23 protein-coding genes and 2 pseudogenes are annotated in these 23296 nt (G+C 59.7%); 15 read left to right on the forward strand and 10 right to left on the reverse strand.

Annotation, left to right across the window (positions count from 1 at the left end):
* The first annotated feature begins 114 nt into the window (after nucleotides 1-114).
* Genes PMI32_RS23745 through PMI32_RS23735 form a run of 3 tightly spaced genes read left to right on the forward strand, consistent with a single transcriptional unit; the run spans nucleotide 115 to nucleotide 3680 of the window.
* On the forward strand, nucleotides 115-774 hold the full coding sequence (locus tag PMI32_RS23745) for a paraquat-inducible protein A (protein ID WP_008025803.1): 660 nt from the start codon (nucleotides 115-117) through the stop codon (nucleotides 772-774).
* A complete protein-coding gene (locus PMI32_RS23740) occupies nucleotides 761-1384 on the forward strand; it encodes a paraquat-inducible protein A (protein WP_008025805.1) in 624 nt (207 codons plus the stop codon). Before PMI32_RS23745 ends, PMI32_RS23740 begins: the two co-directional genes overlap by 14 nt.
* Entirely contained in the window at nucleotides 1377-3680 is a 2304-nt protein-coding gene (locus PMI32_RS23735; protein WP_008025808.1) for a PqiB family protein, read from the forward strand. The genes PMI32_RS23740 and PMI32_RS23735 overlap by 8 nt, the downstream gene beginning before the upstream one ends.
* A 178-nt stretch (nucleotides 3681-3858) precedes the next feature.
* Here PMI32_RS23735 and mksF read toward each other — a convergent pair whose 3' ends face one another.
* Genes mksF through mksB form a run of 3 tightly spaced genes read right to left on the reverse strand, consistent with a single transcriptional unit; the run spans nucleotide 3859 to nucleotide 8664 of the window.
* Nucleotides 3859-6699: an Mks condensin complex protein MksF gene (gene mksF, locus PMI32_RS23730; protein WP_008025810.1), complete on the reverse strand. Its 2841-nt coding sequence runs from the start codon at nucleotides 6697-6699 to the stop codon at nucleotides 3859-3861.
* Entirely contained in the window at nucleotides 6696-7397 is a 702-nt protein-coding gene (mksE, locus tag PMI32_RS23725) for an Mks condensin complex protein MksE (RefSeq protein WP_008025812.1), read from the reverse strand. The genes mksF and mksE overlap by 4 nt, the downstream gene beginning before the upstream one ends.
* Nucleotides 7387-8664 carry an Mks condensin complex protein MksB gene (mksB, locus tag PMI32_RS23720; RefSeq protein WP_008025814.1) on the reverse strand — a complete coding sequence of 426 codons (1278 nt, stop codon included), beginning with the start codon at nucleotides 8662-8664 and terminating at the stop codon, nucleotides 7387-7389. The genes mksE and mksB overlap by 11 nt, the downstream gene beginning before the upstream one ends.
* Nucleotides 8665-8883: 219 nt before the next feature.
* Between mksB and PMI32_RS23715 the strand changes: the two genes are divergently transcribed.
* Complete coding sequence (locus PMI32_RS23715; protein WP_008025816.1) at nucleotides 8884-9624, forward strand: hypothetical protein; 741 nt, start codon at nucleotides 8884-8886, stop codon at nucleotides 9622-9624.
* Entirely contained in the window at nucleotides 9617-10069 is a 453-nt protein-coding gene (rimI, locus tag PMI32_RS23710; protein WP_008025817.1) for a ribosomal protein S18-alanine N-acetyltransferase, read from the forward strand. Before PMI32_RS23715 ends, rimI begins: the two co-directional genes overlap by 8 nt.
* Before the next feature lie 115 nt (nucleotides 10070-10184).
* On the opposite strand, the gene PMI32_RS23705 is transcribed toward rimI, so the two are convergent.
* Nucleotides 10185-10589 (reverse strand): hypothetical protein, encoded by a 405-nt coding sequence (locus PMI32_RS23705; RefSeq protein ID WP_008025818.1) that lies wholly within the window; start codon nucleotides 10587-10589, stop codon nucleotides 10185-10187.
* Nucleotides 10590-10757: 168 nt separating this feature from the next.
* Between PMI32_RS23705 and can the strand changes: the two genes are divergently transcribed.
* Complete coding sequence (gene can / locus PMI32_RS23700) at nucleotides 10758-11402, forward strand: carbonate dehydratase (protein ID WP_008025819.1); 645 nt, start codon at nucleotides 10758-10760, stop codon at nucleotides 11400-11402.
* Between the two features lie 12 nt (nucleotides 11403-11414).
* On the opposite strand, the gene PMI32_RS23695 is transcribed toward can, so the two are convergent.
* Nucleotides 11415-11927, reverse strand: a complete 513-nt coding sequence (locus PMI32_RS23695) for an SET domain-containing protein (protein WP_032828602.1) — start codon at nucleotides 11925-11927, stop codon at nucleotides 11415-11417.
* Nucleotides 11928-12108: 181 nt separating this feature from the next.
* The gene (locus tag PMI32_RS23690) at nucleotides 12109-13281 is read right to left on the reverse strand and encodes a hypothetical protein (RefSeq protein ID WP_008025821.1); all 1173 of its coding nucleotides are present in this window, start codon (nucleotides 13279-13281) and stop codon (nucleotides 12109-12111) included.
* 143 nt (nucleotides 13282-13424) lie between these two features.
* Between PMI32_RS23690 and PMI32_RS23685 the strand changes: the two genes are divergently transcribed.
* Both PMI32_RS23685 and PMI32_RS23680 read left to right on the forward strand, forming a co-directional pair.
* Entirely contained in the window at nucleotides 13425-13715 is a 291-nt protein-coding gene (locus tag PMI32_RS23685; RefSeq protein WP_008025823.1) for a nucleotidyltransferase family protein, read from the forward strand.
* Entirely contained in the window at nucleotides 13712-14056 is a 345-nt protein-coding gene (locus PMI32_RS23680; RefSeq protein ID WP_008025825.1) for a HepT-like ribonuclease domain-containing protein, read from the forward strand. Before PMI32_RS23685 ends, PMI32_RS23680 begins: the two co-directional genes overlap by 4 nt.
* Before the next feature lie 36 nt (nucleotides 14057-14092).
* Here PMI32_RS23680 and PMI32_RS23675 read toward each other — a convergent pair whose 3' ends face one another.
* Nucleotides 14093-15511 carry a short-chain fatty acid transporter gene (locus PMI32_RS23675; protein ID WP_008025827.1) on the reverse strand — a complete coding sequence of 473 codons (1419 nt, stop codon included), beginning with the start codon at nucleotides 15509-15511 and terminating at the stop codon, nucleotides 14093-14095.
* Between the two features lie 344 nt (nucleotides 15512-15855).
* On the opposite strand from PMI32_RS23675, the gene PMI32_RS23670 reads away from it, so the two are divergent.
* The 4 genes and pseudogenes from PMI32_RS23670 to PMI32_RS23660 all read left to right on the forward strand — a co-directional run bounded on the left by PMI32_RS23670 (nucleotide 15856) and on the right by PMI32_RS23660 (nucleotide 19272).
* Nucleotides 15856-17169 carry an MFS transporter gene (locus PMI32_RS23670; protein WP_008025829.1) on the forward strand — a complete coding sequence of 438 codons (1314 nt, stop codon included), beginning with the start codon at nucleotides 15856-15858 and terminating at the stop codon, nucleotides 17167-17169.
* A gap of 219 nt (nucleotides 17170-17388) precedes the next feature.
* Nucleotides 17389-18021: pseudogene (locus tag PMI32_RS31040) on the forward strand (PAS domain-containing protein); the annotation flags it as partial.
* 159 nt (nucleotides 18022-18180) lie between these two features.
* Nucleotides 18181-18615 (forward strand): annotated as a pseudogene (locus PMI32_RS31045) (methyl-accepting chemotaxis protein); the annotation flags it as partial.
* A gap of 57 nt (nucleotides 18616-18672) precedes the next feature.
* Nucleotides 18673-19272, forward strand: coding sequence for a flavin reductase family protein (locus PMI32_RS23660; protein WP_008025833.1), 600 nt, complete (start codon nucleotides 18673-18675; stop codon nucleotides 19270-19272).
* Nucleotides 19273-19276: 4 nt separating this feature from the next.
* Here the strand turns inward: PMI32_RS23660 and PMI32_RS23655 are convergent, their stop codons facing one another.
* Together PMI32_RS23655 and PMI32_RS23650 are read right to left on the reverse strand one after the other, a co-directional pair.
* On the reverse strand, nucleotides 19277-19645 hold the full coding sequence (locus PMI32_RS23655; RefSeq protein ID WP_008025835.1) for a cupin domain-containing protein: 369 nt from the start codon (nucleotides 19643-19645) through the stop codon (nucleotides 19277-19279).
* A 76-nt stretch (nucleotides 19646-19721) separates the two neighbouring features.
* Nucleotides 19722-20531, reverse strand: coding sequence for an AraC family transcriptional regulator (locus PMI32_RS23650; protein ID WP_032828608.1), 810 nt, complete (start codon nucleotides 20529-20531; stop codon nucleotides 19722-19724).
* A 154-nt stretch (nucleotides 20532-20685) separates the two neighbouring features.
* On the opposite strand from PMI32_RS23650, the gene PMI32_RS23645 reads away from it, so the two are divergent.
* From PMI32_RS23645 to PMI32_RS23635, 3 genes are read left to right on the forward strand one after another with little or no spacing between them, the layout of a single operon-like run.
* Nucleotides 20686-21327: a LysE family translocator gene (locus tag PMI32_RS23645; protein ID WP_008025837.1), complete on the forward strand. Its 642-nt coding sequence runs from the start codon at nucleotides 20686-20688 to the stop codon at nucleotides 21325-21327.
* Nucleotides 21328-21337: 10 nt separating this feature from the next.
* Nucleotides 21338-22432 carry a D-alanine--D-alanine ligase gene (ddlA, locus tag PMI32_RS23640; RefSeq protein ID WP_008025838.1) on the forward strand — a complete coding sequence of 365 codons (1095 nt, stop codon included), beginning with the start codon at nucleotides 21338-21340 and terminating at the stop codon, nucleotides 22430-22432.
* 30 nt (nucleotides 22433-22462) lie between these two features.
* The gene (locus PMI32_RS23635; protein WP_008025839.1) at nucleotides 22463-22891 is read left to right on the forward strand and encodes a TOBE domain-containing protein; all 429 of its coding nucleotides are present in this window, start codon (nucleotides 22463-22465) and stop codon (nucleotides 22889-22891) included.
* 31 nt (nucleotides 22892-22922) lie between these two features.
* Here PMI32_RS23635 and PMI32_RS23630 read toward each other — a convergent pair whose 3' ends face one another.
* Entirely contained in the window at nucleotides 22923-23294 is a 372-nt protein-coding gene (locus PMI32_RS23630) for a helix-turn-helix domain-containing protein (protein ID WP_008025840.1), read from the reverse strand.
* Between the last annotated feature and the right edge of the window lie 2 nt (nucleotides 23295-23296).

The following is a 23296-nucleotide window of genomic DNA, read 5'->3' on the forward strand; positions in this document are numbered from 1 at the left end:
TGGGGTTTTGTTTTGCCCGCAAAAAAAGCACGCTCCGCACGAGCACAAATTTGCACAGTTATTTTCGACTCAGGACACTAGAATAGGTCCAACTTTTTCGGAGTCAGTGCCTTTATGCCAGATCCGGTTGACGCCCCCGGGCTGTCAGAATTACCGCTGGACGACTTGGTGGCGTGCCATGAGTGCGACTTGCTGATGCGCAAGCCTAAGCTCGCCCATGGCGAGAAAGCCCTGTGCCCGCGATGCGGTTACGAACTCTATGCCCACCGGCACAATGTTGTGCAACGTAGTCTCGCCTTGGTCATCTCCGCGCTGTTGTTGTACATCCCGGCGAACTTTTTACCCATCATGCAGCTCAATCTACTCGGGCAGTCGTCGCAAGATACTGTCTGGAGCGGCGTTGTCGGCCTGTTCGATACCGGAATGCAAGGCGTCTCAGTGATTGTGTTCCTGTGCAGCATGGGGATCCCGTTGCTCAAGCTGCTTTGCCAACTGGCCGTGCTGCTGAGCATTCGTTTTGATATCGGCCGTAGCTACGGTTTGTTGCTCTATCGGATTTATCACCATCTACGCGATTGGGGGATGCTCGAGGTTTACCTCATGGGCGTGCTGGTGGCGATCGTCAAACTGGCAGATATGGCAGCAATCACCATCGGTCTCGGCCTGGCGTGCTTTATCAGTTTGTTGTTGGTCCAGGTCTGGTTGGAGGTCGTGATGTCGCCCCATCAGATCTGGCAGGCTTTATCAGGAGAGGATGCCCATGCGGGCGATTGATGCAGGCATTCTGATTTGTGCCGAATGCCATGAATTGAACAAGCAGGAAGCTGACACCGACGAGCAGGTCTGTACCCGCTGCGGTGCGCTGGTTCACGCCCGCCGCCCCAACAGCCTCGCTCGTACCTGGGCGTTGCTGATCACGGCGGCGATTCTCTACATTCCGGCCAACGTACTGCCGATCATGACGGTCAGTTCCCTCGGCCAGGGCGATCCCAGCACCATCATGTCCGGTGTGATCCAACTGGTTCAACACGGCATGATTCCCATCGCCGCCGTGGTTTTTATCGCCAGTATTCTGGTGCCCACGTTCAAATTGGTGGGCATCGCCTTGCTGCTGTTTTCGGTGCAGCGCCACCAGCCGCTTTCGGCTCGTCAACGGATTTGGATGTACCGCTTTATCGAGTTCATCGGTCGCTGGTCAATGCTCGATATCTTTGTGATTGCCATCCTGGTGGCGGTCGTGAATTTTGGACGGCTTGCCAGTGTCGAAGCCAATCTTGGCGCCATCGCTTTCGCCAGTGTGGTGATTCTGACGATGCTTGCCGCAGTAACTTTCGATCCCCGACTGATTTGGGATAACACGGAGTCGGACGACGACCATGACTGATTTGCCCACAGCGAAAACCCGACCGGCCTCGAACTGGTCAGCCATTTGGGTGTTGCCCCTGATCGCCTTGATCATCGGCGGCTGGCTCGGCTGGCGTGCCTACAACGAGACCGGCATCGAGATTCAGGTACGTTTTGAAAGCGGTGAAGGCATTCAGGCCAACAAGACCGAAGTGGTCTACAAAGGCATGTCGGTCGGCAAGGTGAAAACCCTCACGCTCGATGATGAAGGTGCCTCCAAAGGGGTGATCGCCACCGTTGAGATGAACAAGGACGTGGAGCAATACCTGCGGACCAGCACACGCTTCTGGCTCGTCAAGCCGAGCGTGACCCTGGCGGGTATCACTGGCCTGGAAACCCTGGTCTCCGGTAACTACGTCGCGATCAGTCCGGGGGAGGGTGAGCCCACACGCCGGTTCAAGGCCCTGGCTGAAGAACCGCCGCTGTCGGATGCCCAGCCCGGGTTGCACCTGACCATCAAGGCTGACCGCCTCGGTTCGCTGAACCGTGGCAGCCCGGTGTTCTACAAGCAGATCAAAGTAGGCCAGATCAAAAGTTACTTGCTGTCCGAAGACCAAAGCACAGTTGAGCTCAAAGTGTTCATCGAGCCCACCTACGCCAAGCTTGTACGCAAACACACACGTTTCTGGAATGCCAGCGGCATCAGCATCGACGCCAACCTGTCTGGTGTGAAAGTGCGCAGTGAGTCCCTGGCCAGCATCGTCGCCGGCGGTATCGCGTTTGCCACGCCGGAAAACCGCAGGGACAGCCCGCCCACCGATCCGAGCCTGCCGTTCCGTCTTTATGAGGACTTCGATGCGGCGGCGGCCGGTATACGGGTCAAGGTCAAACTCAGCGATTTCGAAGGCCTGCAGGCCGGTCGTACGCCGGTGATGTACAAAGGCATTCAGGTCGGCAATCTGAAAGCGTTGAAGATCGATCCCGATCTGTCCGGTGCTACCGCTGAACTGACCCTTGATCCTCTGGCCGAAGATTACCTGGTCGAAGGCACTCAATTCTGGGTGGTCAAACCGTCGATCTCCCTGGCCGGTATCACCGGGCTTGAAGCGTTGGTCAAAGGTAACTACATCGCTGTGCGTCCCGGCGATAAAGGCGCAGCACCACAACGTGAGTTCGTGGCAAGGGCCAAGGCGCCGCCGCTGGATTTGCGCTCGCCGGGCCTGCACCTGGTGTTGTTTACCGAAAATCTTGGTTCGCTGGAAGTCGGCAGTCCGATTCTCTACAAGCAGGTCAAGGTCGGTTCGGTCCAGAGCTATCAGTTCTCGCACAAGAAAAAACAGTTGGTGATCGGTGTACACATCGAAAAGGAATACGAAGGGTTGGTTAACGCCTCTACCCGATTCTGGAATGCCAGTGGCATTACGCTCACGGGCGGATTGACTGGCGGAATCCAGGTCAAAAGTGAATCGTTGCAAAGCCTGATGGCCGGCGGTATCGCCTTCGAAACCCCGCTGGCCAAAGCCCCGCTGCAAAAGAAAATCCCGCGTTTCCGTCTGTTCGCCAGCCATGACGAAGCCAACCAGAAAGGCGCCGTGATCACGATCAAGGTCGATCGCGCCGATGGCTTGCGCAGCGGCACACCGGTGAGATTCAAAGGTCTGGACGTCGGCAAGATTGAAGACGTCGACCTCACGGATGACCTGCAATCGGTGATGCTCACCGCCCGGATCACCGAAGTGCCGGAGCGTATCGCTCGGGCCGGCAGTCAGTTCTGGGTGGTCAAGCCCGAGCTGGGTCTGCTCAAAACGTCGAACCTGGAAACCCTGGTGACCGGCCAATATATCGAAGTGCAGCCGGCCGCGAAAAACCTCGGGTCGCAGAATAACTTCGTAGCGCTGGCCAATCCTCCTGAAACCGCCAAACAGGAAGCCGGGTTAAGTCTGGTTCTCAGCGCCGCTCGCCGCGGTTCGTTGAAAACCGGCGTGCCAGTGACGTATCGCGAAGTCACCGTGGGCAAGGTGACGGGGTATGAACTGGGCCAGACGGCTGACCGTGTGTTGATTCACATCCTGATCGAGCCGAAGTACGCGCCGTTGGTGCGCAGCGGCACACGATTCTGGAACACCAGCGGTTTTGGTTTCGACTACGGTTTGTTCAAAGGCGCGACGGTTCGTACCGAATCGCTGGAGACGCTGATTCAGGGCGGCATCGCGTTCGCCACGCCGGATGGGGATCGCATGGGTAACCCGGCGCGACCGGAGCAAACTTTCCCGTTGTTCGACAAGTTTGAAGATGAATGGCTGACCTGGGCGCCGAAGATATCGCTCGGTAAATAATCCATCGGCGTCATGGATGACGCCTTCGCGGGCAAGCCTCGCTCCTACAGATCAGCACCGAACCTGTAGGAGCGAGGCTTGCCCGCGAAGAGGTCCGGATAGCCAACACATAACCACCAGACAAAAAAAGGCCGCGATTGGATCGCGGCCTTTTTTATTGCCTTGGAATTAACGTCGATCAGACCGCATCCAGCTCCGGTTCATCCGCTTCAATATTAACCGCAGCCTTCACCTCATCGTGACGACGGATGTACTTCCAGTCCGCCTCATCGATGTAGATCCCGTTCGGCCCGCTACCCCCTTCCAGGTCAATCGCCACACTGGCGCAGACCTGCGGCTTCACACTCGCCAGAATCGGCACGAAGCCCAGTTGCAGACTGGTTTCCAGCAACGCTGCCTGGTTTTTCTCGTCGATGTCCGCCGCTTCGTCGAGGTAGTACGGCAGGCGCACGCGACCGGCCTGGTCGCGGTCCATCAAGTGCAGCAACAAGTACATGTTGGTCAGCGCCTTGATGGTCATCGTCGTGCCGTTGGACGCGGCGCCGTCGATGTCGGTGTGGATCACCGGTTGGCCATTGACCTTGGTGATCTCGAACGCCAGTTCGAACAAGTCCTTGAGGCCAAGCTGGTTGTGGTTCGCCGCTACCAGGCGCGCCAGGTATTCCTTGGCTTCTTCGTTCTTGTTGTCCTGATCGGCGCTTTGGCTCAGGTCGAACACGGAGAGGGTTTCGCCTTCTTCGTACTGACCAGCACTGTGGATGATCTGGTCGATGTGCTTGAGCGCTTCCTTGTTCGGCGCAAGCACGATGCGGAAGCTCTGCAGGTTGGAGACCTGACGCTTGTTGATCTCGCGGTTGAACAGCGCCAGTTGGTGCTCAAGGCTGTCGTAGTCGCTGCGGATGTTACGCAGGGTCCGGGCGATGTCGGTAACCGCGGCGCGGCGTGCCTTGCCGAGGGTCAGGGCTTCGTCGGTGCGGTGTGCATACGCGTTGATCAGCAGTTGCAGGCGACGCTCCATATCGTCCTCGCTGTCGAACTTGGCCACGCCTTTGAGGCGCACCTGAGCGTACAACGCGTCGATCTGGCCATCGCTGCGCAGCAAGCCCTGCCAGCTGTCCTGATAGTCGTTGAGCAGCGGCAACAGGTTGTCCATGGAATCGTCGATCGGGTCCATGAACGGCGTGCCGAACGGCAGGTCTGCCGGCAACAACTGACGGCGGCGCAGGGCGTCGTCGAGGGTGCGCTGCTTGGCTTCCATGTCGCCGATCTGCCGGCCGACCAGTTGCAGCTTGGCCGACAGTTGCTGGACGCGTTCGGTGAAGGCGTCGCTGGAGCGCTTCAGTTCTTCCTGCGCCGCTTCCATCTGCGCCAGTTGCTCAAGCTTGTCGTCTTCCTCGGCGCTCAGGGTTTGCGCGCGACGGAAATCTTCCAGGGCTTTCTGCGCGTCCAGCACTTGCTGGTACAGCGCTTCGGTCTGGGTCTTGCTCGCTGCGCGGTCGGCGACCACGGCAGCCTGGGTTTTCAGTTGCTTGAGTTCTTTTTCCAGGCGGTCTTTCTGATCGCGCAACGCGGCGCGGTCCGCCAGGGCCTGTAGCGCCGGAGGCTCAATGTGCGAGATATCGATGGACAGGCCCGGTACTTCGAAGCGCTCGCCTTTGAAGCCGTCGAGGATCAGTTCCATGGATTTGACCCACTGACCGTCCTCGTCCAGCGTGATGCCATGCTCGCCCAACGGCAGGCTGAACAGCGCGCTGTTGAACAGGCGCATCAGACGCTCGACATCCTGTTGCGAAAATTCTTCACGCAGACGGGCGTAACTGTTGTTGTCGGCGTGATCGAGTTGCTGTTTCACCGACTTCAGACGTTTTTCCAGATCGCGCAGACGCTCTTCCAGGTCTTCGGCAGAGAACTGCCGCGACTGTGCCAGCGCACCGGCCAGTTCATCGTGCGCGTCCTTGGCCGCGAGCAATTGCTGCTCAAGGACCTTGACGTCAGTCACCAACGCGAAGCGATGCTTGAGCACCGACAACTCGCCGAGCCAGCGCTGGATACCGGTGATTTCCCGCTCCAGACGCATCAGCTCCTGTGTGCCGCCACGCTGATCGTTTTGCAGCGCGTCCTGTTCGTTGCGGTAGTGCTCGGCCTGAATCGTCAGCTCTTCCTTGCGCGCACTGGCGTAGTCCGACCAGGTGCCGAGCAAGGAATCGAGCAGCGGCGAGATCCGGTGCAGCTTGCCGCGCAGGATATTGCGCTGGGCAACGCCTGCGGCCAGCGCTTCAACCAGCGGACCGGCGGTGACCAGCGAGTTGTAGTCCTGCTCCATGCGTCGTACATCGCGGAAGGCTTCTTCGCACGCAGCGATGTAATCGACGCTGCCGGAACGCAGGCTGTGTTCGAAAGCATCGAGGAACAATTGCTTGAGCTTGGCCGCGGTGATTTCGCGCATGTGCAGCAGGTTGATGAACAGCGCGCGGAAGGTCTTCAGGCTCTGCTCGCTGGTGGAGCGCAGAGGAATCAGGGTCAGGTCCAGCGGAATCGAGGTGTGGCCGCCGACCAGCAAACGACGCAGTTCATCCGGCTTGAGTTCGTAGGCTTTCAAGCCTTCGCGCTCAAGGTTGGTGAACAGTTCTTTCTGGCGCAGGCAGGTGTCGTTTTTCTGGTAATGGGCCAGGTCGAGTTTGCCGGCATAGGCAAAGAACTGGTGACCGAAACCACCGCCCGGGCCGCGACCGACCACGCCGATCACGTGCGGACCGTGGGGCAGCGAGACTTCAACCAGGATGTAACTGGTGTCCGAGGCGAAGTAGAAACGCCGGGATTGTTCCAGGCTGTACTTGCCGAAACTCATGTCCGACATGCGCGCCAGAATCGGGAACTGCAACGCGTTGATCGACGCAGATTTACCGAGGTTGTTCGCGCCGTAGACCGACAACGGTTCCTCCAGCGGAAACAGGCCGAGGCTGTAACCGGCGGTGTTCAAAAGGGCAAAGCGGCGAATGCCGTAGCGTTCCTTGCTCATGCGTCGGTCTCCTGTTCTTCGGCAATGGCGCGGGCCAGGGCGTCTTCTTCGCTTTCTTCAGCGAAGTCACTCAAGTCCAGCGGGTCATCGGTTTGCAGCAGTTTTTCGTCGCTGTCGTCGTCGATCAGTACCGGAACCGGCAGCGGCAGCACGCTGTGCAGGCTGGCGGCCAGGTCACGGTCCTGCTGAACCGACAGGCACACGTCGAGGAAACGGTGCATCGGCGGCAGGAAACGGTATACGCCGTTTTCTTCGCCGGCGAACCCAAGCTGTGTCATGCGGCGCATGATTTTTTCTTCGAGTTCTTCGACGGTCTGCACTTCGGCCTGGATGAACAGGTCGCGGTATTTTTCCAGCAACGACGGCAATTCATCGCGACCGAGGCTGCCGCCATCGAGCACGGCAATCGGGTCACGGCCCTGATCGGCCAGATGCTCGACGAGGATAAAGGTGAACAGCGCCAGACGCTGCGCGGTCTTGTTCACCGCAGCGGCGGCGAGGTCCGGCACAAAGTAGTAGAAACCGCGGGTGTCGCAGACCAGTTCAAAACCCAGTGCCTTGAACAGCGTGCGGTACTGGTCCTGGAAGTTCGACAGTTGCGCGTACAGCTCCGGATCGCGGCGGCTGACGTGGTAGCCCTTGAACAGCTCGCGAAAGATCGGTGCCAGCTGGGACAGTTCGGATAGATCAAGATGCATGTGGAATGCTCGCAGAATCCTCGGCGGCGGTGTCGCTGGCCGAGAGCAGGGCGAAGGAGCGCAGGCTGACCTGGTGCTCATGAGTGTGGTAATCGCGGCGTTCCAGACGCTCGCGTTTGAAGCGTTTTTCCCGCGACAGGCGCGAGAACCAGTACAGCAATTCGTCGGTGGCGCCGTTCGGTTCCTGTTCCAGCAGCCAGGTCATCAGGTCTGGCATCGGCAGCGCGTCTTCACAACGTTCAAGCATTTCGCGAACGGTACGTGGTGCGCGCGGCGCTTCGCCTTTCTGGGTCTTGTGGGCCTTGGGGAAACGCGCCGGTTTCGGCTCGAAACGGGCCAGCGCGTAGACGTAGGCTTCGACCTGACTGGCGCTGCCGAGGAAGGTGCTTTGCGGCCGGGTGAACATCGGCATCGCCGCTTGTGGCACCGCGTCGATGCCTTTGCGACGGATGGCCGACAAGGCCAGCGCTGCGCCACGGGTCACGGCGTTGTGACGGCGAGCTTCTTCACGCAGCGGCAGCAGCAGTTCGCGAGCATGACGCAGCGTCAACTGAGCGCTGGTCTGCATTTCAAGGATGCGCGCGTGGGTGCGCAGCAGCATGTCGTCGTCGACCAGGTGGCCGAGGCGTTGCTGCTCGGTGAGCATCTTCAACAGGACATTTTCGACCTTGCGCACGCCTTGTTCGAAGGCGCCGTCGGCGTTCACCAACTGAATCATCGGCTCGACGTATTCGTCCCAGGTCGCCAGTACTTCGGCGTAACGCTGACGCAGCGGAATCTGCCGGTCGCTGGTCTTGGCGCGTTCGGCGACGGCCACCAGGGCCTGTTCGTCGTTGGCGAGCTTCTTCAGTACATCGCGCACACGCATGTCGAGCAGGCGCAATTGGCGCGCCAGGTCGTGGCCGTCGCGGATGTCGAAGGCGTCCTGAATGTAACCGGCCAGGCGTTCGAGATGACGCAGATAGGCTTCGATTTCCAGGCACAGGCCCAGGCGGTGCTCACGGCGCAGGTAAGCGAGGAAGTCGTGGATCTGCGCGTTGAGCTCGAAACGGTTCGGGCTTTTCGCCACGGGAACCAGAATGTCGAGGCGGATCCACACGTCCAGCAGGCTGGTGATGTCCTGCGGCGTACTGTCGAGTTGCTGGGCGGCCAGTTGCGTGCGCAGTTCGTTGAGGCTCAGTGTGCCTTGGTCGAAGTGCTCGCACAGTGGCTCCAGAAGTGCCCAGTGTTCAGCGAGGGCGCGCAAGACGCGCTTGGGTTCGATCATCGGAATGGCCGGCTGGTTGGCGATTAAAAGCCGCGATTGTACTGCATCGGGACCGATGCGATTCACTCTCGGGACGGGCTGTAGCTGTTTCTAAGGGAAAGAGTATCGATCAAGCGCGGGCGATCTTGAGCGAAGGGCGGTAGAATCAGCGCACTTTAGTTATCCACAAGTGGCCGACCTTTGCTAATCGAGTCCCGTCGCCGCGCTTATTTGACCGCCATGCAGGTGGTCAATTGGCTGCCGCGCACCGAATTGCCCTTCGCCGCGCCCTCGCGGCCCGAGCTGCTGGAAATGCCGGAGCCGTTGGTCGTCGCGCCAGTGGCGCTGGCTCCAGTGGCCGATGCGCCTGCGGAACCTGTGGTCAAACCGGCCGAACGGGTAAAAATCGAGGTGCCGCGGCCATCGTTGGCCAGCACGCGCACCAACGCCAAGGTCGAAGAAGAAAAGGCACCGGTCGCGGTCAAGGCGCCGGACGTGCCGCCACCGCGATTTGCCCTGCAATTGCTGCGCGCCGGTCGTTGCCTGCTGCTGGTGGAGTTACCCACAGGCGAAACCTTCCAGACCCGCGATCCAGCGTATTTGCTGCTCAAGGACATGCTGCGCGCCGCCGGTCTGCCGGACAGCCCGCAAATTGTCGGCGAACCGGTGCGTTGGCCATTGTTGGTTCGCGGCACCATGGATCAAGGCCCGGAAGCGGCTCGTGACTTCGTACAAGGTTTTCTCTCGGCCCGGCTGGAAGACGCACCGTGCGTCTGCGTGTGGCTGATCGGCCTGCCGGCGGTGCGTTTTGCCGGCGAGGCCAACGCCGAATCCTTCAATCGTGAACTTCAGGTCGAAGGCCTGGGCGCGGTCTGGGCCCTGCCGGGCCTGGAATTATTAATGGAAGAGCCACAGCGTAAGGCTGATGTCTGGCAAGCCATGCGTCGGCTGATGGCGCGCTGGAAAGAATCGAATGAGTGACGCTGTATCGTTTCGCCCGATGACCGAGGCGGACCTGGACGCTGTCCTGAAAATTGAATTCGCGGCGTACAGCCATCCCTGGACCCGCGGGATTTTTCTCGATGGGCTGGGCAAGTACCAGATCTGGCTGATGTTTGAAGGTTCACAGCAGGTCGGGCACGGTGTGGTGCAGATCATTCTGGATGAAGCGCACCTGCTGAACATCACCGTCAAACCGGAAAATCAGGGCCGTGGCCTGGGTTTGACGCTGCTGGAGCACCTGATGTCGATTGCCTACAAGGCTGAGGCGCGGGAATGTTTTCTGGAAGTGCGCGACAGCAATCGCTCGGCGTTTCGGTTGTATGAGCGGTACGGGTTCAACGAGATTGGCCGGCGTCGGGATTATTATCCGGCGGTGGGTGGGCGCGAAGATGCCGTGGTCATGGCCTGCACTTTGGTGGATTGAGCCTTAAAAGCTTCGCGGGCAAGCCTCGCTCCTACGTCTGCAATGCAATTCCCCGTAGGAGCGAGCGGGCGGCGATCCGACTTGCCCGCGAAGGCGTCCTCATTGACACCCACGATCACCGATTCCCATCCAGCGGATCCAGCCGCGCCAGTTCTTCTTCATCCAACCCATTACCCCCGCCGATGTCATCTTCATCGACGATGCTCAAATCCCAATCGGCCCGGTAATCGTCACCGGCCTCATGCGCATCCCGCGCACCGTCTTCACGGATCAACGTTTCCGGGCTCATGTCATCATCGGTGGATTCATGATCAGCGGTCGAGGCGCCGGTCATGCCGGCTTCACGCACGCGCGCGCGCGGTATCAGTCGCTCGCGTTCCGTTTGCGTCAGTTCGTCGCCGATTTTCGCGCTGGGTTCTTCCTCGTCGAAATCCAGCTCCTGCAGCGAACCCATGCGGTCTTCGTTGTCGTCGATGGGCTCGGGTTGCGCCGCATCGTACGGACGTCGTGAATCATTCATGGTAATTCCTCATACTGTGAGCCTTACTACGGTAGACCCACTGGGCTGCCCGGAATTCCGCCGGCAGGGAACACCGGTAATATGCCTCATCGGCAATCTGCATCTTGCGCGTGACCCCGACGGGCGGTTGTCTGTCAAAGCAGCGCATCATTCTCGAGGCTTCATTGCATGAACGACTTACAAGATCTGATTGATAACAACGAGCGCTGGGCTGACGCGATCACCAAAGAAGATCCTGATTTCTTCGCCAAACTGGCGCGTCAGCAAACGCCGGAATTCCTCTGGATCGGCTGCTCCGACGCCCGCGTACCGGCGAACGAGATTGTCGGCATGCTGCCTGGCGACCTGTTCGTCCACCGCAACGTGGCCAACGTGGTGCTGCACACCGACCTCAACTGCCTGTCGGTGATTCAGTACGCCGTTGACGTGCTCAAGGTCAAACACATCCTCGTTACCGGCCACTATGGCTGCGGCGGTGTGCGTGCTTCGATGCAGGATCGCCAGTTCGGCTTGATCGATGGCTGGCTGCGGTCGATTCGTGACCTTTACTACGAGAAGCGCGAAGAACTCTCCAAACTGCCAACCGAAGAAGAGCGGGTCGACCGCCTCTGCGAGCTCAACGTGATCCAGCAAGTGGCCAACGTCGGGCACACCAGCATTGTGCAAAACGCCTGGCACCGCGGGCAGAAACTGTCGATTCACGGCTGCATCTATGGCATCAAGGACGGTCGGTGGAAGAGCCTGAATGCCACCATCAGTGGTTTCGAGCAGTTGCCGCCGCAGTACCGCCTGCGTCCATTCGAGCCGCTGTAAAAGCCCCCGGCGTCATCGGCGCCAATTCTGGAAGAACAACTGGCCATCGGCATTCGGCGATTCGTCGTAGCCGGTGATCCAGCCACGGCAGCAAGGACAACCGCAACGGCAGGCAAACTGCCGCTGCAGCCTGTTTTCCGTTGTGGCGAAATCCATGGTCAGCCGATCACCTTTTTTGATGTCTTTGAGCGCCCATAACCACAGCTCACTCATGTCGGGATAGACCTTGGGATCACAGGAGTGTCTGAGCAGGCCCAGGAAGCGCGGGTCATAGACATGAATGCCCGGCGCCATTTGCCGAGTGTGTCGGCAGCGATAGGGCAGCAAATGCCCGGAAATACGGCAGATTCGGCTGAACCGAGGGAATTCGCGCAAAGCGGCGACAGCGATTGGCTCTCCCTGGGCATTGTTGATGATTTGAAAGTCTTCCGTGGTAGGGAATCCCAGTCGAGGGGGCAATTCCATAAACGGATAGATGCCATTGAATGGCGGTGAGGTAATTCCTTGCTCAGCATGGGGTTTCATCACAATCCTTGTCGGCGGGGCGCTGCGACCTCCGTCAGCTGACATCCTGTCAGCCCTGCAGCACATGGGTACGCCTCAAGACTCTCGCAAAAAAAACCACCGGTCTACTGTCATAACTGACAGAGGAAAAGCGCGCGTTCCCACGTCAGCCAAGGCTCACGCAGGAACGCCGTTCAGTTTTTTACAGATGCGTAGCAGGCACTGCGGTCGCTGGCGTGGGGACCTTGAGCTGTTTGAGTTGAGCCTTGATCGGCGTCGTCGCGCATTTGGCCGTGGCTTGCCCAGGCGTCAGGTTGCGGATCGAGGTGTAGAACAGTTCGCAGGTTTTTTCTGCCTGGGCCACTTGCCAGGTCTGGGTGCAGCTTCTCAGTTCGATGTCTGGATTGCTGTCCAGGTCGCGGCCCATGGCAGCCTGCCAGCACGCGGCGCTCAAGTCCTGGCCCATGACTTTCAGGCCCGCTGCGTCGGCCTGGGCCTGGGCATCTTTACCGGTGTAGCTGTCCGGGTCGGCGGCGTACCAGATGTAGCTCGGGTGGTTGGAACCCAATACCGGCACTTTCACCCCGTCCTTCGGACTGATGGTTGCCAGGCCCAGTACGTTCACGGTCGGCCCGTATTGCTGCTTGATCCAGTTACGCACCGGCGCACCGAACGCGACCATCGGCAACGTGGCACCGCTGGCGTTCTGGCTGACTTCCTTGACCATGGTGGTCTGGTAGTCCTTGAAGTAGTCGTAGACGCCTTCCAGATCCTTGCCGGCGTTGGAGGGCGCGGCGATCGGCGCGATGTCGATGATGGTCTGGAAAGCCGGCGTCTGATCGGCAGGGATGCCGTTGATCGTCAGCAGCGTGGCCCAGCGATCGGTGGTCTTGGACTCCAGATAGTCCTGGGCCTGAGTCAGCGAGTAATCAGGCGGGAAGTGCAGCAGCTCGACACTTCTACGGTTCTCCAGGGCCATGCCCAGCGGCAGGAACAAGTACCAGCTGTAAGCCCACTTGCCGTCGGCATTCAACTTGCTGGCGCCGGTATAAGCCAGATCGCCGGCATCGAGCAGCGCTGCCAACGGCTTTTCATAGCCCCTGGGCACACCGGTGATTGCGGCATAGAGCTGATTGTTATCGGTTTTGACCTGCACCTTCGCATCGCTGTAACCATCACGCTGCACGCTCTGCGTCAGGTAATGCTCTACGGTTTGCTCCAGCGTCCAGTTGCGAAAGCAGATCACGTTGCAATTGTTGGGGTAAGCGAACAGCCGGGTGACGCGCTCGGTGCTGCCCAGCTTCAGATCGGCATCCGCCTGGGCGGCAGTGCTCAGGGTCAGGGCGGCAAGGGTGAGTGCTGCGAGTTTGAACATGCTCAGATCCTTTTCAGCGTGTGGGCCCCCGAAGCGGAGGCGAGTACAGTGCAATGCGACAGGTCAGCTTACAAGTGGCGCAGTGTTTACCTCACTCAAGCACTGCTAGACTGGCTCAATACTGCACTGGGTAAAGGTGAAAAATGAAGCCCTCCACCGCTCTTGATCTGCAACGAGCAGCCGTTCGCGAGGTTGTAGGCCGCTTTCGTACCGCCAACCCACGGGTGTTTGGTTCGGCGTTGCTTGGAACAGATAAAGAGGGGAGTGACCTCGATTTGCTGGTAGATGCACTACCTGGCGCCACTCTTTTCGATCTCGGCGGCCTTCAGGTCGAGCTTGAGGATTTGTTGGGAGTGAGTGTCGACCTGCTGACGCCCGGCGATCTTCCGTTGAAATTTCGCCAGCAGGTGCTAGAACAGGCTCGTCCCGTATGATCGAAAACCGTCTCGGCGACTACCTTGAGCACATGCGTCAGGCCGCTGTGGATGCGCTGGTTTTTGTCGAAGGATTGAGTAAAGAAGAGTTCTTCGAGGACAAGCGAACCCAGCAAGCCGTCATCATGAGCCTCATCATTATCGGAGAGGCCGCGACAAAAATCATGGACCGCTACGCCGAGTTCGCCACGCAGAACCCTCAGGTGCCTTGGCGCAGCATGCGGGGTATGCGCAATCGCATTGCTCATGGCTACTTCGATATCAATCTTGAAGTGGTATGGGATACGGTTCAGGCGGCCTTGCCTGAACTTCTGAAGGTGTTACCCACCGATCAAGCCTGATTGCACCTGCCTCACAGCAGATGCAATCAACTCCGTTTACGGCATAACCGGCGCCGTATACGTCAGCGTCGTCCCCAGCGCCCACAGCAGAAACAGCACCAGCGGCGTGTGCACCAGCAGTTGCACGAACGAAAACCCGATCAGGTCCCGCGCCTTCAAGCCCAGCACGCCCAGCAGCGGCAGCATGTAGAACGGGTTGATCAGGTTCGGCAGGGCTTCGGCGGCGTTGTAGATCTGCACGGCCCAGCCCAGGTGGTAGTTCAGGTCGGTGGCCACTTGCATCACATACGGCGCTTCGATGATCCACTTGCCGCCGCCCGACGGGATGAAGAAGCCGAGGATCGCCGAGTACACGCCCATCAGCAGCGCGTAGGTGTCGTGGGACGCGATTTGTACGAAAAAGGTCGAGATGTGGTGCGCCAGAGTCTGCGTGTCAGTGCCTTTGACCGTGGTCATCAGCGCGGCGATCGAGCCGTACAACGGGAACTGGATCAGCACGCCGGTGGTGGTCGGCACCGCGCGGGACACCGCATCGAGGAAACTGCGCGGGCGCCAGTGCAGCAAGGCTCCGAGCATGATGAACAGGAAGTTGTAGGTGTTCAGCCCGGAAATCGCACTGATCGCCGGTTTGGTCGAGAACTCGTGGAACAGCCACCCGGCCGCCAGCAGCACCAGCAAAATCGTCAGTAGCGGGCTGTGTTCCAGCCATTCGCCGGGGCGAGTGCGCGGTTGCAGCGGTGGCAGGTTGAAGCTCGGGTCGATGCCGCAGGCTTTGGCATCGCGGGCCGAGTTCGGGCCTGGGGCGGTGGCGTAGGCAATGATCAGCGAGATCACGATCAGCGCCAGCAACATGACGCCGGACTGCCAGAGAAAGATGGTTTGCGTGAACGGTATCACCCCGGTGATCGACAGAATCGACGGCGGCAAGCTGGCCGGGTTGGCCTGCAATTGCGCGGCGGACGACGACAGGCCCAGGGCCCACACCGCGCCAAGGCCCAGATACGCGGCAGCACCGGCGGCGCGATAATCCATTTTCAGGTCGACGCGGCGGGCGAGGGCGCGCACCAGCAAGCCGCCGAACACCAGCGACAAGCCCCAGTTCAACAGCGACGCGACCATGGAAATCAGCGCCACCCACGCCACGGCGGAACGGCCGTTCTTGGGGATGCGCGCCAGACGGTCGATCAGCTTGACGGCGGGCGGCGAGCTGGCGACTACATAACCACCGATTACCACGAACGCCATCTGCATGGTGAACGGGATCAGGCTCCAGAACCCGTCACCGAAGGCCATCGCGGCATCGGTGGGTTTGGCGCCCATGAACAGAGTGGCCACGGCGACGATGATCACCGCCAGCGCAGCAAACACCCAGGAATCAGGAAACCAGCGTTCGGCAAAACTTGAACAGCGCAGGGCAAAGCGGGCGGAGCGGGTATCTTCGATATCAGCGGCCACGGGAGTACCTCGAATTTTTATGATTGTTGTGGTCTTCAGGGCAGCAAAGGCCTAACGCCGTTTTTATTGTAGGAGCGAGCCTGCTCGCGATGGTCGTAAACGATGACGCGTGTTTACTGATTAAACGCGGCGTTCTCGAGTCCATCGCGAGCAGGCTCGCTCCTACAGTTTTTGATCGGCACTGGCTGCAACGCCCGTCTGGACAGGCGCCAACAGTAAATCAATCGGTCAGGATTTGTGACGAAGTTTTACCGATACGGGACTATGGTCTAACGGGTTGTCCGCTGGCGCGTTTGCGTAGACCATGGGCGCCTTGGTTTTTTGCCCATGCCAGAGTTCTTTTGATGACTGCCCTTAACGAATCGCGCCCGGCACCGTTCAGCCGCTCGGACTACAAGACCCTCGGCCTTGCGGCCCTCGGCGGCGCGCTGGAAATCTACGATTTCATCATCTTCGTGTTTTTCGCCCTGACCCTCAGTCAGCTGTTCTTCCCGCCGGAAATGCCTGAATGGCTGCGCCTGCTGCAAAGTTTCGGGATTTTTGTCACCGGTTACCTGGCACGGCCGTTGGGCGGGATTCTGATGGCACATTTCGCCGACCGGCTGGGGCGCAAGAAAGTCTTCAGCCTGAGCATTCTGATGATGGCGCTGCCGTGCCTGCTGATCGGCATCATGCCGACCTACGCCCAGATCGGTTATTTCGCACCCTTGCTGCTGTTGGTCCTGCGGGTGCTGCAAGGCGCGGCGGTCGGCGGTGAAGTGCCGAGCGCCTGGGTGTTCGTCGCCGAGCACGCGCCGGCCGGGCATCGCGGCTATGCACTGGGTTTCCTTCAGGCCGGGCTGACCTTTGGCTACTTGATCGGCGCGCTGACAGCGACCTTTCTGGCGCAAGCATTCACCCCGGCGGAGATCCTCGATTTCGCATGGCGTTACCCGTTCCTGCTGGGCGGCGTATTTGGCGTGATAGGCGTCTGGCTGCGCCGCTGGCTCAATGAAACCCCGGTGTTCATGGCAATGCAGGCGAAGCGTGATGCCGCCGTCGAACTGCCACTGCGCACGGTCCTGCGTGAGCATCGCCTGGCCATTCTGCCGGCGATGATTCTCACCTGCGTGCTGACTTCAGCCGTGGTGGTGTTTGTGGTCATTACCCCGACCATGATGCAGAAAACCTTCGGCATGACCGCCAGCCACACCTTTGGCCTGAGCGCATTGGGCATCGTGTTCCTGAACATCGGCTGCGTGCTCGCCGGTTTGCTCGTCGACCGTATCGGCGCCTGGCGCACCGTGATGCTGTACAGCCTGCTGCTGCCGCTGGGCATCGGCGTGCTTTATACCTGCCTGATCATCGGCGGCAACTGGATCGGTCTGGCGTACGCGATTGCCGGCCTGAGTTGTGGCGTGGTCGGCGCGGTGCCGTCGGTGATGGTCAGCCTGTTCCCGGCGCGGATTCGCGTCTCGGGGATTTCCTTCACGTACAACATTGCCTACGCCGCGTGGGCAAGTATCACGCCGCTGTTGCTGATCGGTCTGATGCCGTGGAGCCCTTGGATCTGCGTGATTTTCTGCGCTGTGATGGGCGCGGTGGGCGTGAGCAGCGCGCTGTATTTCGGTGCGCGTACGCCGAGCACAGGCACTTGCCCGGCGGCTGGCGCCATCTGATTGAAGGTGGCGCTGCGTCCATGACAATTATTTTTGTAGGACAACCCTGAAACACTCTTCAGAAAATATCCCCAAGGCCGATGGCTAGGCTGAATGCCGCTTTCTATCTCTGTCCATCGGTGCTTTCCCATGTTCAACAAACGCTTGAAGCAAGAGTTGTCGGCTCTTCGCGAAGAACTCTCCAGCCTTCAGCAAGTGAAGGAAAGTCTGGAAAGCGAGATGCTGGTCCTGACCCTGGATCCCGACGGGCGGATTCAATCGGTCAATCAGAATTTTCTCAGCGAGATGCTCTACAAGAGCCATGACCTGATCAATCGTCCTATCGAAGACATTGTTCCGGTTCACGTGAAGTCCGACGAATTCCATCACCGCTTCAAGGCTGCGCTGACCCGAGGCGAGCACTTTGCCGGTGCGGTGCGCTTGTTGCGTGGCGATGGCCAAGAGGCCTGGTTGCGTTCGATTGTGCAGCCGGTGCGCTCCGGGGACGGGCGGATCAAGCATTTCTCGATTTACTCCAGTGACCTGACCCGCACCATCGAGGCATCCCGTGAACACGAGAACCTGATCGGCGCGCTGGTGCGCTCGACGGCGGTGATCGAGTTCGACCTCGCTGGCAACGTGTTGTCGGCCAACGACCGCTTCCTCAACGGCATGGGTTACAGCCTCGCGCAGATCAAAGGCAAACATCACCGTCTCTTCTGTGAAGCGCAGGAGCACACCAGTGCCGAGTATCAGGACTTCTGGCGTCGCCTGAATTCCGGCGAGTTCGTGGCCGGCCGTTTCAAGCGCGTGGATAGCCACGGGCGTACGGTCTGGCTGGAGGCGTCCTACAACCCGGTGGTCGACGCCAATAACAAACTCTACAAAGTGGTGAAGTTCGCCACGGTGATTACCGATCAGGTCAATCAGGAGCTGGCCGTCGCTGAAGCGGCGAACATTGCCTACGGCACCTCGCAGCAAACCGATCAAAGCGCCCAGCGCGGCACGGCCGTGGTGACGCAAGCGGTGAACGTGATGCGCGACCTGGCCAAGCACATGCAAACGGCCGGCGAGGGCATCGAGGCCTTGAACGAGCAGTCGCTGGTGATCGGCACCATCGTCAAAACCATCAGCGGCATCGCCGAACAGACCAACCTGCTGGCACTCAACGCGGCGATCGAAGCGGCCCGTGCCGGTGAGCAGGGTCGTGGTTTTGCCGTGGTCGCGGACGAGGTCCGACAATTGGCTTCGCGCACCAGTCAGGCCACCGATGAAATTGTCGTGGTGGTGCGTCAGAACCAGGACATGGCGCGTAATGCGGTGTCGCTGATGACCGACGGCAAAACTCAGGCAGAGCAGGGGCTGGCGCTGGCGGCAGAGGCGGGTACGGTGATTGTCGAGATTCAGGATGGTGCGCAGAAAGTGGTGAACGCGGTCGGGCAGTTTGCCAACCAGCTAACGACTTGATGCCTGCGAACCGGGCGGATATCGCTACAATCGGCTCTTTTCCCAGGAGCAGATCCCATGAGCGCTTCCCATCGCCGTCCGGTTCCCTTGTCCAAGGCTTATCGCCTGCTCAACCATGGGCCGACCGTGCTGGTCAGCGCGGCCCATGACGGGCAGCGCAACATCATGGCGGCGGCCTGGGCCATGCCGCTGGATTTCGAACCGCCGAAAATTGCCGTGGTGCTGGACAAGTCCACCTGGACCCGGCACCTGCTGGAAGCGTCGGGCACATTCGTATTGAACGTACCCTGCGCTGCCCAGGCCGATATCGCGCAAACCGTCGGCTCGACCTCGGGCCTGGAGCTGACTCAAGGCCAGGGCCGGGACAAGTTCCAGACCTATGGCTTGCAGACCTTCAGCGGCGAGTTGATCGACGCGCCGATGCTCGAAGGTTGCGTGGCCTGGCTGGAATGCCGGTTGCTGCCGGAACCGAACAACCACCAACAATACGATCTGTTCCTGGCCGAAGTGATTGCGGCCCAGGCGGACGAGCGCGTGTTCAGCGATGGTCGCTGGCACTTCGAGGGGCACGATGCGTTACGCACCTTGCACCACGTGGCGGGCGGGCATTTTCTGACCATCGGTGATCCGGTGGACGGCAAAGCCTTGCAGCCGTAGGACTTCAGACCCAGAGGTCATTCTCCGCCGTGCGCTCGCCACCCTTATTGCCGGTGTTCAACACGCCCCGGGGTTCGATCAGCAGGAGTTTCACCTCTTGCTCGGCGAACGGCTTGTGCTCGACACCCTTGGACACCACGTACATTTCGCCGGCGTTCACCAGCACGTGACCATCACGAAAATCGATGCGCAACTGGCCTTCGAGCACGATGAAGGCTTCGTCGGTATCGAGGTGATCGTGCCAGATGAAATCCCCCAGCAGCTTCACCACCTTGAACTGGTAGTCGTTCATTTCGGCAATGACGCGCGGTGTCCAGTGCGAGTCGATTCGTGAGATTTTTTCGGCGAAGTTCAGGCTTTCGTAAGCTTTCATGAAGCAGCTCTCGTGGTTGATCGTAGAACCACGGTAACCAGCGCAACGGCGCGCTTCTTGTACGATTGTGCGTGGCTCAGCGCCGGTGCATTTTCATCCAGCGCGCCGGTGACAAGCCGTAGGTCTTGCTGAACTGGCGGGTCATGTGGCTCTGATCGGTGAAGCCGGCGATCAGCGCGGCACTGACCAGCGACTGGCCCTGAATCAGCAGCGAACGGACCAGGTCCAGGCGACGTATGGTCAGGTATCGATAAGGGCTGGTGCCGAACAACAGGCGAAAGTCCCGTGACAGGCTCCAGCGATCCCGCCCACTGTGGTGCGCCAGTTCTTCCAGGGTCACGGTGCGATCCAGGGCGCTGTGCATGTACTCCCGCGCGCGTTCCGCTGCCACATAGTCGAAGCTTGGGCGCGTGGTCGTCACTCCGCCCACAGTGTTCAAGGCTTGCGCCAGATCGAACAGCGCGTCCTGTTCTTCCAGCGGTTCGAGCGGGCAATCGAGACTGCGCAGCAGCACTTGGGTGGCGGCGAACAGGCGTGGATCGGTCGACAACCCGTTCTTGATGAACGGCAACGGCTGACCGCCGAGCATCTGCTGGATCAGCGCCGGTTCGATGTACATCATCCGGTAGTGGAACCCGCTCTCGGTCCCGGCCTCGCCATCGTGGACTTCGTCCGGGTGCAGCACCATCGTCCCGCCGGGCAGGCTGTGGCGCCAGGCGCCGCGGTACTGATAACTCTGCACGCCGGCCAGAGTGTGACCGATGGCGTAGGTGTCGTGGCGGTGCAAGTCGTAGCCGTGACCGGCAAAAAACGCTTCGAAACGCTGCAGGCCGGAAACGTCGGGCGCGCGGTGGAACCAGTCATTGCGAGGCGGGTGTCGAGCCATGGTGATCGTTATCTTGAGCTTGATGCCGAACACGTTAGCTCAGTGACCGGTCGTCTGTCTTCTGGCGGATGGAAGGTCTCGCGCGAGTAGAAAACCGAGTGCAAATGTTGCAATGTGTTGCGCATCCTCTGCAGCCAAGAAGGCGACCTACATTATGGAAATATCCCACGTGAGTTACGCCGCTCCGTTGTTGTCGCTGGCGCTGTTGTGGACGGTTGCGGTGGTGACTCCGGGGCCGAACTTCTTCAACATCGCGCAATTGGCAGCCAGTCAATCCAAACGTCACGGCGTGGTGGCTGCGCTGGGCGTCGCCACCGGCACGGTGCTCTGGGGGCTGGCGGGCGGGTTGGGCATCAAGTCGCTGTTCAGCGCGGCGCCGACGCTTTACCTGAGTTTCAAGATTGCCGGTGGTTGTTACCTGATCTATCTCGGCTTGAAGCAGTTCAAGCGCAAACCGCCGGTTGCTGCGGGCGACAGCCGCTTGCTTGACGGCGCGGGGCGCACATTGTGGTCGGTGTATGGCCAGGGTTTTCTGGGCAACATGACCAACCCAAAATCCGCACTGTTCGTGGCGACGATCTTCGCAACCGCCATGCCCGCGACGGTGCCCCCGACATTGCTGGCGCTGGCCGTATCGACCATGGCGACGTTGTCGTTCAGTTGGTATTGCAGCGTGGCGCTGGTTTTCTCCAGCCGTCGGATGGCGCGGGTATACGACCGTTCGCGCCAATGGCTGGATCGCTTTGCCGGCAGTTGCTACCTGTTGTTCGGTGCGCATCTGGTGGCCAGTCGCTGAGGAGTTCTGAATGAGCAAACTGCGGGTAGGCATTATTTTTGGCGGCCGTTCGGCGGAGCACGAAGTGTCGCTGCAATCGGCGAAAAACATCGTCGATGCACTGGATCGTTTGCGCTTCGATCCGGTGTTGATCGGTATCGATAAACAGGGTCATTGGCACTTGAACGACCCGTCGAATTTCCTGCTCAACCAGGAAAACCCGGCGCTGATCGCCCTCAACCAATCCAACCGCGAACTCGCCGTGGTGCCGGGCAAAACCCGTCAGCAATTGGTGGAGACTTCCAGTCAGGAACTGCTGGGCCACGTTGATGTGATCTTCCCGATCGTCCACGGCACGCTGGGTGAAGACGGTTGCCTGCAAGGGTTGCTGCGCATGGCCGATCTGCCGTTTGTCGGCTCCGATGTGCTGGGCTCGGCGGTGTGTATGGACAAGGACATCAGCAAACGCCTGCTGCGCGATGCCGGGTTGGCGGTGACGCCGTTCGTGACCCTGACCCGCGCAACCGCCAAGCGCACCGGGTTTGCCGAGGTCCGGGGCAAACTCGGGCTGCCGCTGTTCGTCAAACCGGCGAATCAGGGCTCTTCGGTGGGAGTGAGCAAGGTCAACGATGAGGCCGAGTACACGGCAGCGATCGAATTGGCCTTGGGGTTCGATGAGAAAGTGCTGGTCGAATCAGCCGTCAGCGGTCGGGAGATCGAATGCGCGGTGCTCGGCAACGAAGACGCTATCGCCAGTGGCTGTGGCGAAATCGTCGTGCGCAGCGGGTTTTATTCCTACGACAGCAAGTACATCGACGCACAGGCCGCGCAAGTGGTGGTTCCGGCTGACATCAGCACCGAAGCCAGCGAACGCATTCGTGCCCTGGCCGTCGAGGCGTTTCAGGTGCTCGGCTGCTCCGGGCTGGCGCGGGTCGATGTGTTCCTGACGGACAGCGATGAAGTGCTGATCAACGAGATCAACTCGCTGCCCGGTTTCACCCGCATCAGCATGTACCCCAAGTTGTGGCAGGCCACGGGCATGACGTACAGCGAGCTGGTCAGTCGTCTGATCGAGCTGGCGTTGGAGAAGCACAAGGCACGGCAGTCTTTGAAAATCTCTCGCTAAGTAAAACTAACTATTTGAGGAGACAACACCATGAAGGTCAGCGCGCGTAACGTTTTCAAAGGCACCATCAGTCAATTGCAACCAGGCGCGGTCAACGCCGAGGTATCGCTGAAACTGGCGGGCGGCAATCAGTTGGTGGCGGTGGTCACCATGGAAAGCGTGAAAAGCCTCGGCCTGGCGGTCGGCAAGGAAGCCATCGCATTGGTCAAAGCGCCGTGGGTCATGTTGATGACCGAATCCAGTGACATTCGCCTGTCGGCGCGCAACTGCCTCGAAGGCAAAGTCACCAGCGTCATCGATGGCGCGGTGAACGCCGAAGTGGTGATCCGGCTCGATGGCGGTGACGAGGTTTACTCGATCGTGACACGCCAGGCTGTTGCAGAACTGGGCCTGGCGCCGGGTGTGAGTGCGACGGCGGTGATCAAGGCGTCGCATATTATTTTGGGTGTGCCGGCGTAATTTGAGGTTTCAACTGCAGGCAGGATAAAGGTCAAGCCTGCTTCACAGGCTTGATCAAGCTCTCGGCAGGTATGCCGAATAGATCATGAAGTTTCCAGATCATAGGAAGCGTTAATGCACGCTTGCCGTTGAGCACTTCGTAGACTCGGTTTGTCCGGCCTATGGCGGGCGCAAGGTCTGCGGCGGACAGACCAGATTGCTCCATGCGAAATTTGATTGCATCGATCGGATTGGGCAAATCGACAGGAAACTGCTTCGATTCATACGCTTCAATAAGCGTGATCATGATGTCGAAGTAGTCACCCTCAGGGGTGCCAGGCTCTGGTTCATTGTCGAACATTGCTGACACGCTCTTAAGGGCTGCACGGTAGTCCTCGTCGGTGTGAATCGGACGAATATTCATGG

The organism is Pseudomonas sp. GM60, from assembly GCF_000282415.1.
Classification (GTDB): domain Bacteria; phylum Pseudomonadota; class Gammaproteobacteria; order Pseudomonadales; family Pseudomonadaceae; genus Aquipseudomonas; species Aquipseudomonas migulae.

Coding starts and splice junctions, on each gene's coding strand:
- mksF (WP_008025810.1), bottom strand. CDS start 6,699: ATGAGCAAGGAACGCTACGGCATTCGCCGCTTTGCCCTTTTGAACACC.
- mksE (WP_008025812.1), bottom strand. CDS start 7,397: ATGCATCTTGATCTATCCGAACTGTCCCAGCTGGCACCGATCTTTCGC.
- ddlA (WP_008025838.1), top strand. CDS start 21,338: ATGAGCAAACTGCGGGTAGGCATTATTTTTGGCGGCCGTTCGGCGGAG.
- PMI32_RS23685 (WP_008025823.1), top strand. CDS start 13,425: ATGAAGCCCTCCACCGCTCTTGATCTGCAACGAGCAGCCGTTCGCGAG.
- PMI32_RS23655 (WP_008025835.1), bottom strand. CDS start 19,645: ATGAAAGCTTACGAAAGCCTGAACTTCGCCGAAAAAATCTCACGAATC.
- PMI32_RS23635 (WP_008025839.1), top strand. CDS start 22,463: ATGAAGGTCAGCGCGCGTAACGTTTTCAAAGGCACCATCAGTCAATTG.
- PMI32_RS23715 (WP_008025816.1), top strand. CDS start 8,884: ATGCAGGTGGTCAATTGGCTGCCGCGCACCGAATTGCCCTTCGCCGCG.
- PMI32_RS23740 (WP_008025805.1), top strand. CDS start 761: ATGCGGGCGATTGATGCAGGCATTCTGATTTGTGCCGAATGCCATGAA.
- can (WP_008025819.1), top strand. CDS start 10,758: ATGAACGACTTACAAGATCTGATTGATAACAACGAGCGCTGGGCTGAC.
- PMI32_RS23695 (WP_032828602.1), bottom strand. CDS start 11,927: ATGAAACCCCATGCTGAGCAAGGAATTACCTCACCGCCATTCAATGGC.
- PMI32_RS23690 (WP_008025821.1), bottom strand. CDS start 13,281: ATGTTCAAACTCGCAGCACTCACCCTTGCCGCCCTGACCCTGAGCACT.
- PMI32_RS23630 (WP_008025840.1), bottom strand. CDS start 23,294: ATGAATATTCGTCCGATTCACACCGACGAGGACTACCGTGCAGCCCTT.
- mksB (WP_008025814.1), bottom strand. CDS start 8,664: ATGATCGAACCCAAGCGCGTCTTGCGCGCCCTCGCTGAACACTGGGCA.
- PMI32_RS23650 (WP_032828608.1), bottom strand. CDS start 20,531: ATGGCTCGACACCCGCCTCGCAATGACTGGTTCCACCGCGCGCCCGAC.
- PMI32_RS23670 (WP_008025829.1), top strand. CDS start 15,856: ATGACTGCCCTTAACGAATCGCGCCCGGCACCGTTCAGCCGCTCGGAC.
- PMI32_RS23745 (WP_008025803.1), top strand. CDS start 115: ATGCCAGATCCGGTTGACGCCCCCGGGCTGTCAGAATTACCGCTGGAC.
- PMI32_RS23735 (WP_008025808.1), top strand. CDS start 1,377: ATGACTGATTTGCCCACAGCGAAAACCCGACCGGCCTCGAACTGGTCA.
- PMI32_RS23645 (WP_008025837.1), top strand. CDS start 20,686: ATGGAAATATCCCACGTGAGTTACGCCGCTCCGTTGTTGTCGCTGGCG.
- PMI32_RS23660 (WP_008025833.1), top strand. CDS start 18,673: ATGAGCGCTTCCCATCGCCGTCCGGTTCCCTTGTCCAAGGCTTATCGC.
- PMI32_RS23705 (WP_008025818.1), bottom strand. CDS start 10,589: ATGAATGATTCACGACGTCCGTACGATGCGGCGCAACCCGAGCCCATC.
- rimI (WP_008025817.1), top strand. CDS start 9,617: ATGAGTGACGCTGTATCGTTTCGCCCGATGACCGAGGCGGACCTGGAC.
- PMI32_RS23680 (WP_008025825.1), top strand. CDS start 13,712: ATGATCGAAAACCGTCTCGGCGACTACCTTGAGCACATGCGTCAGGCC.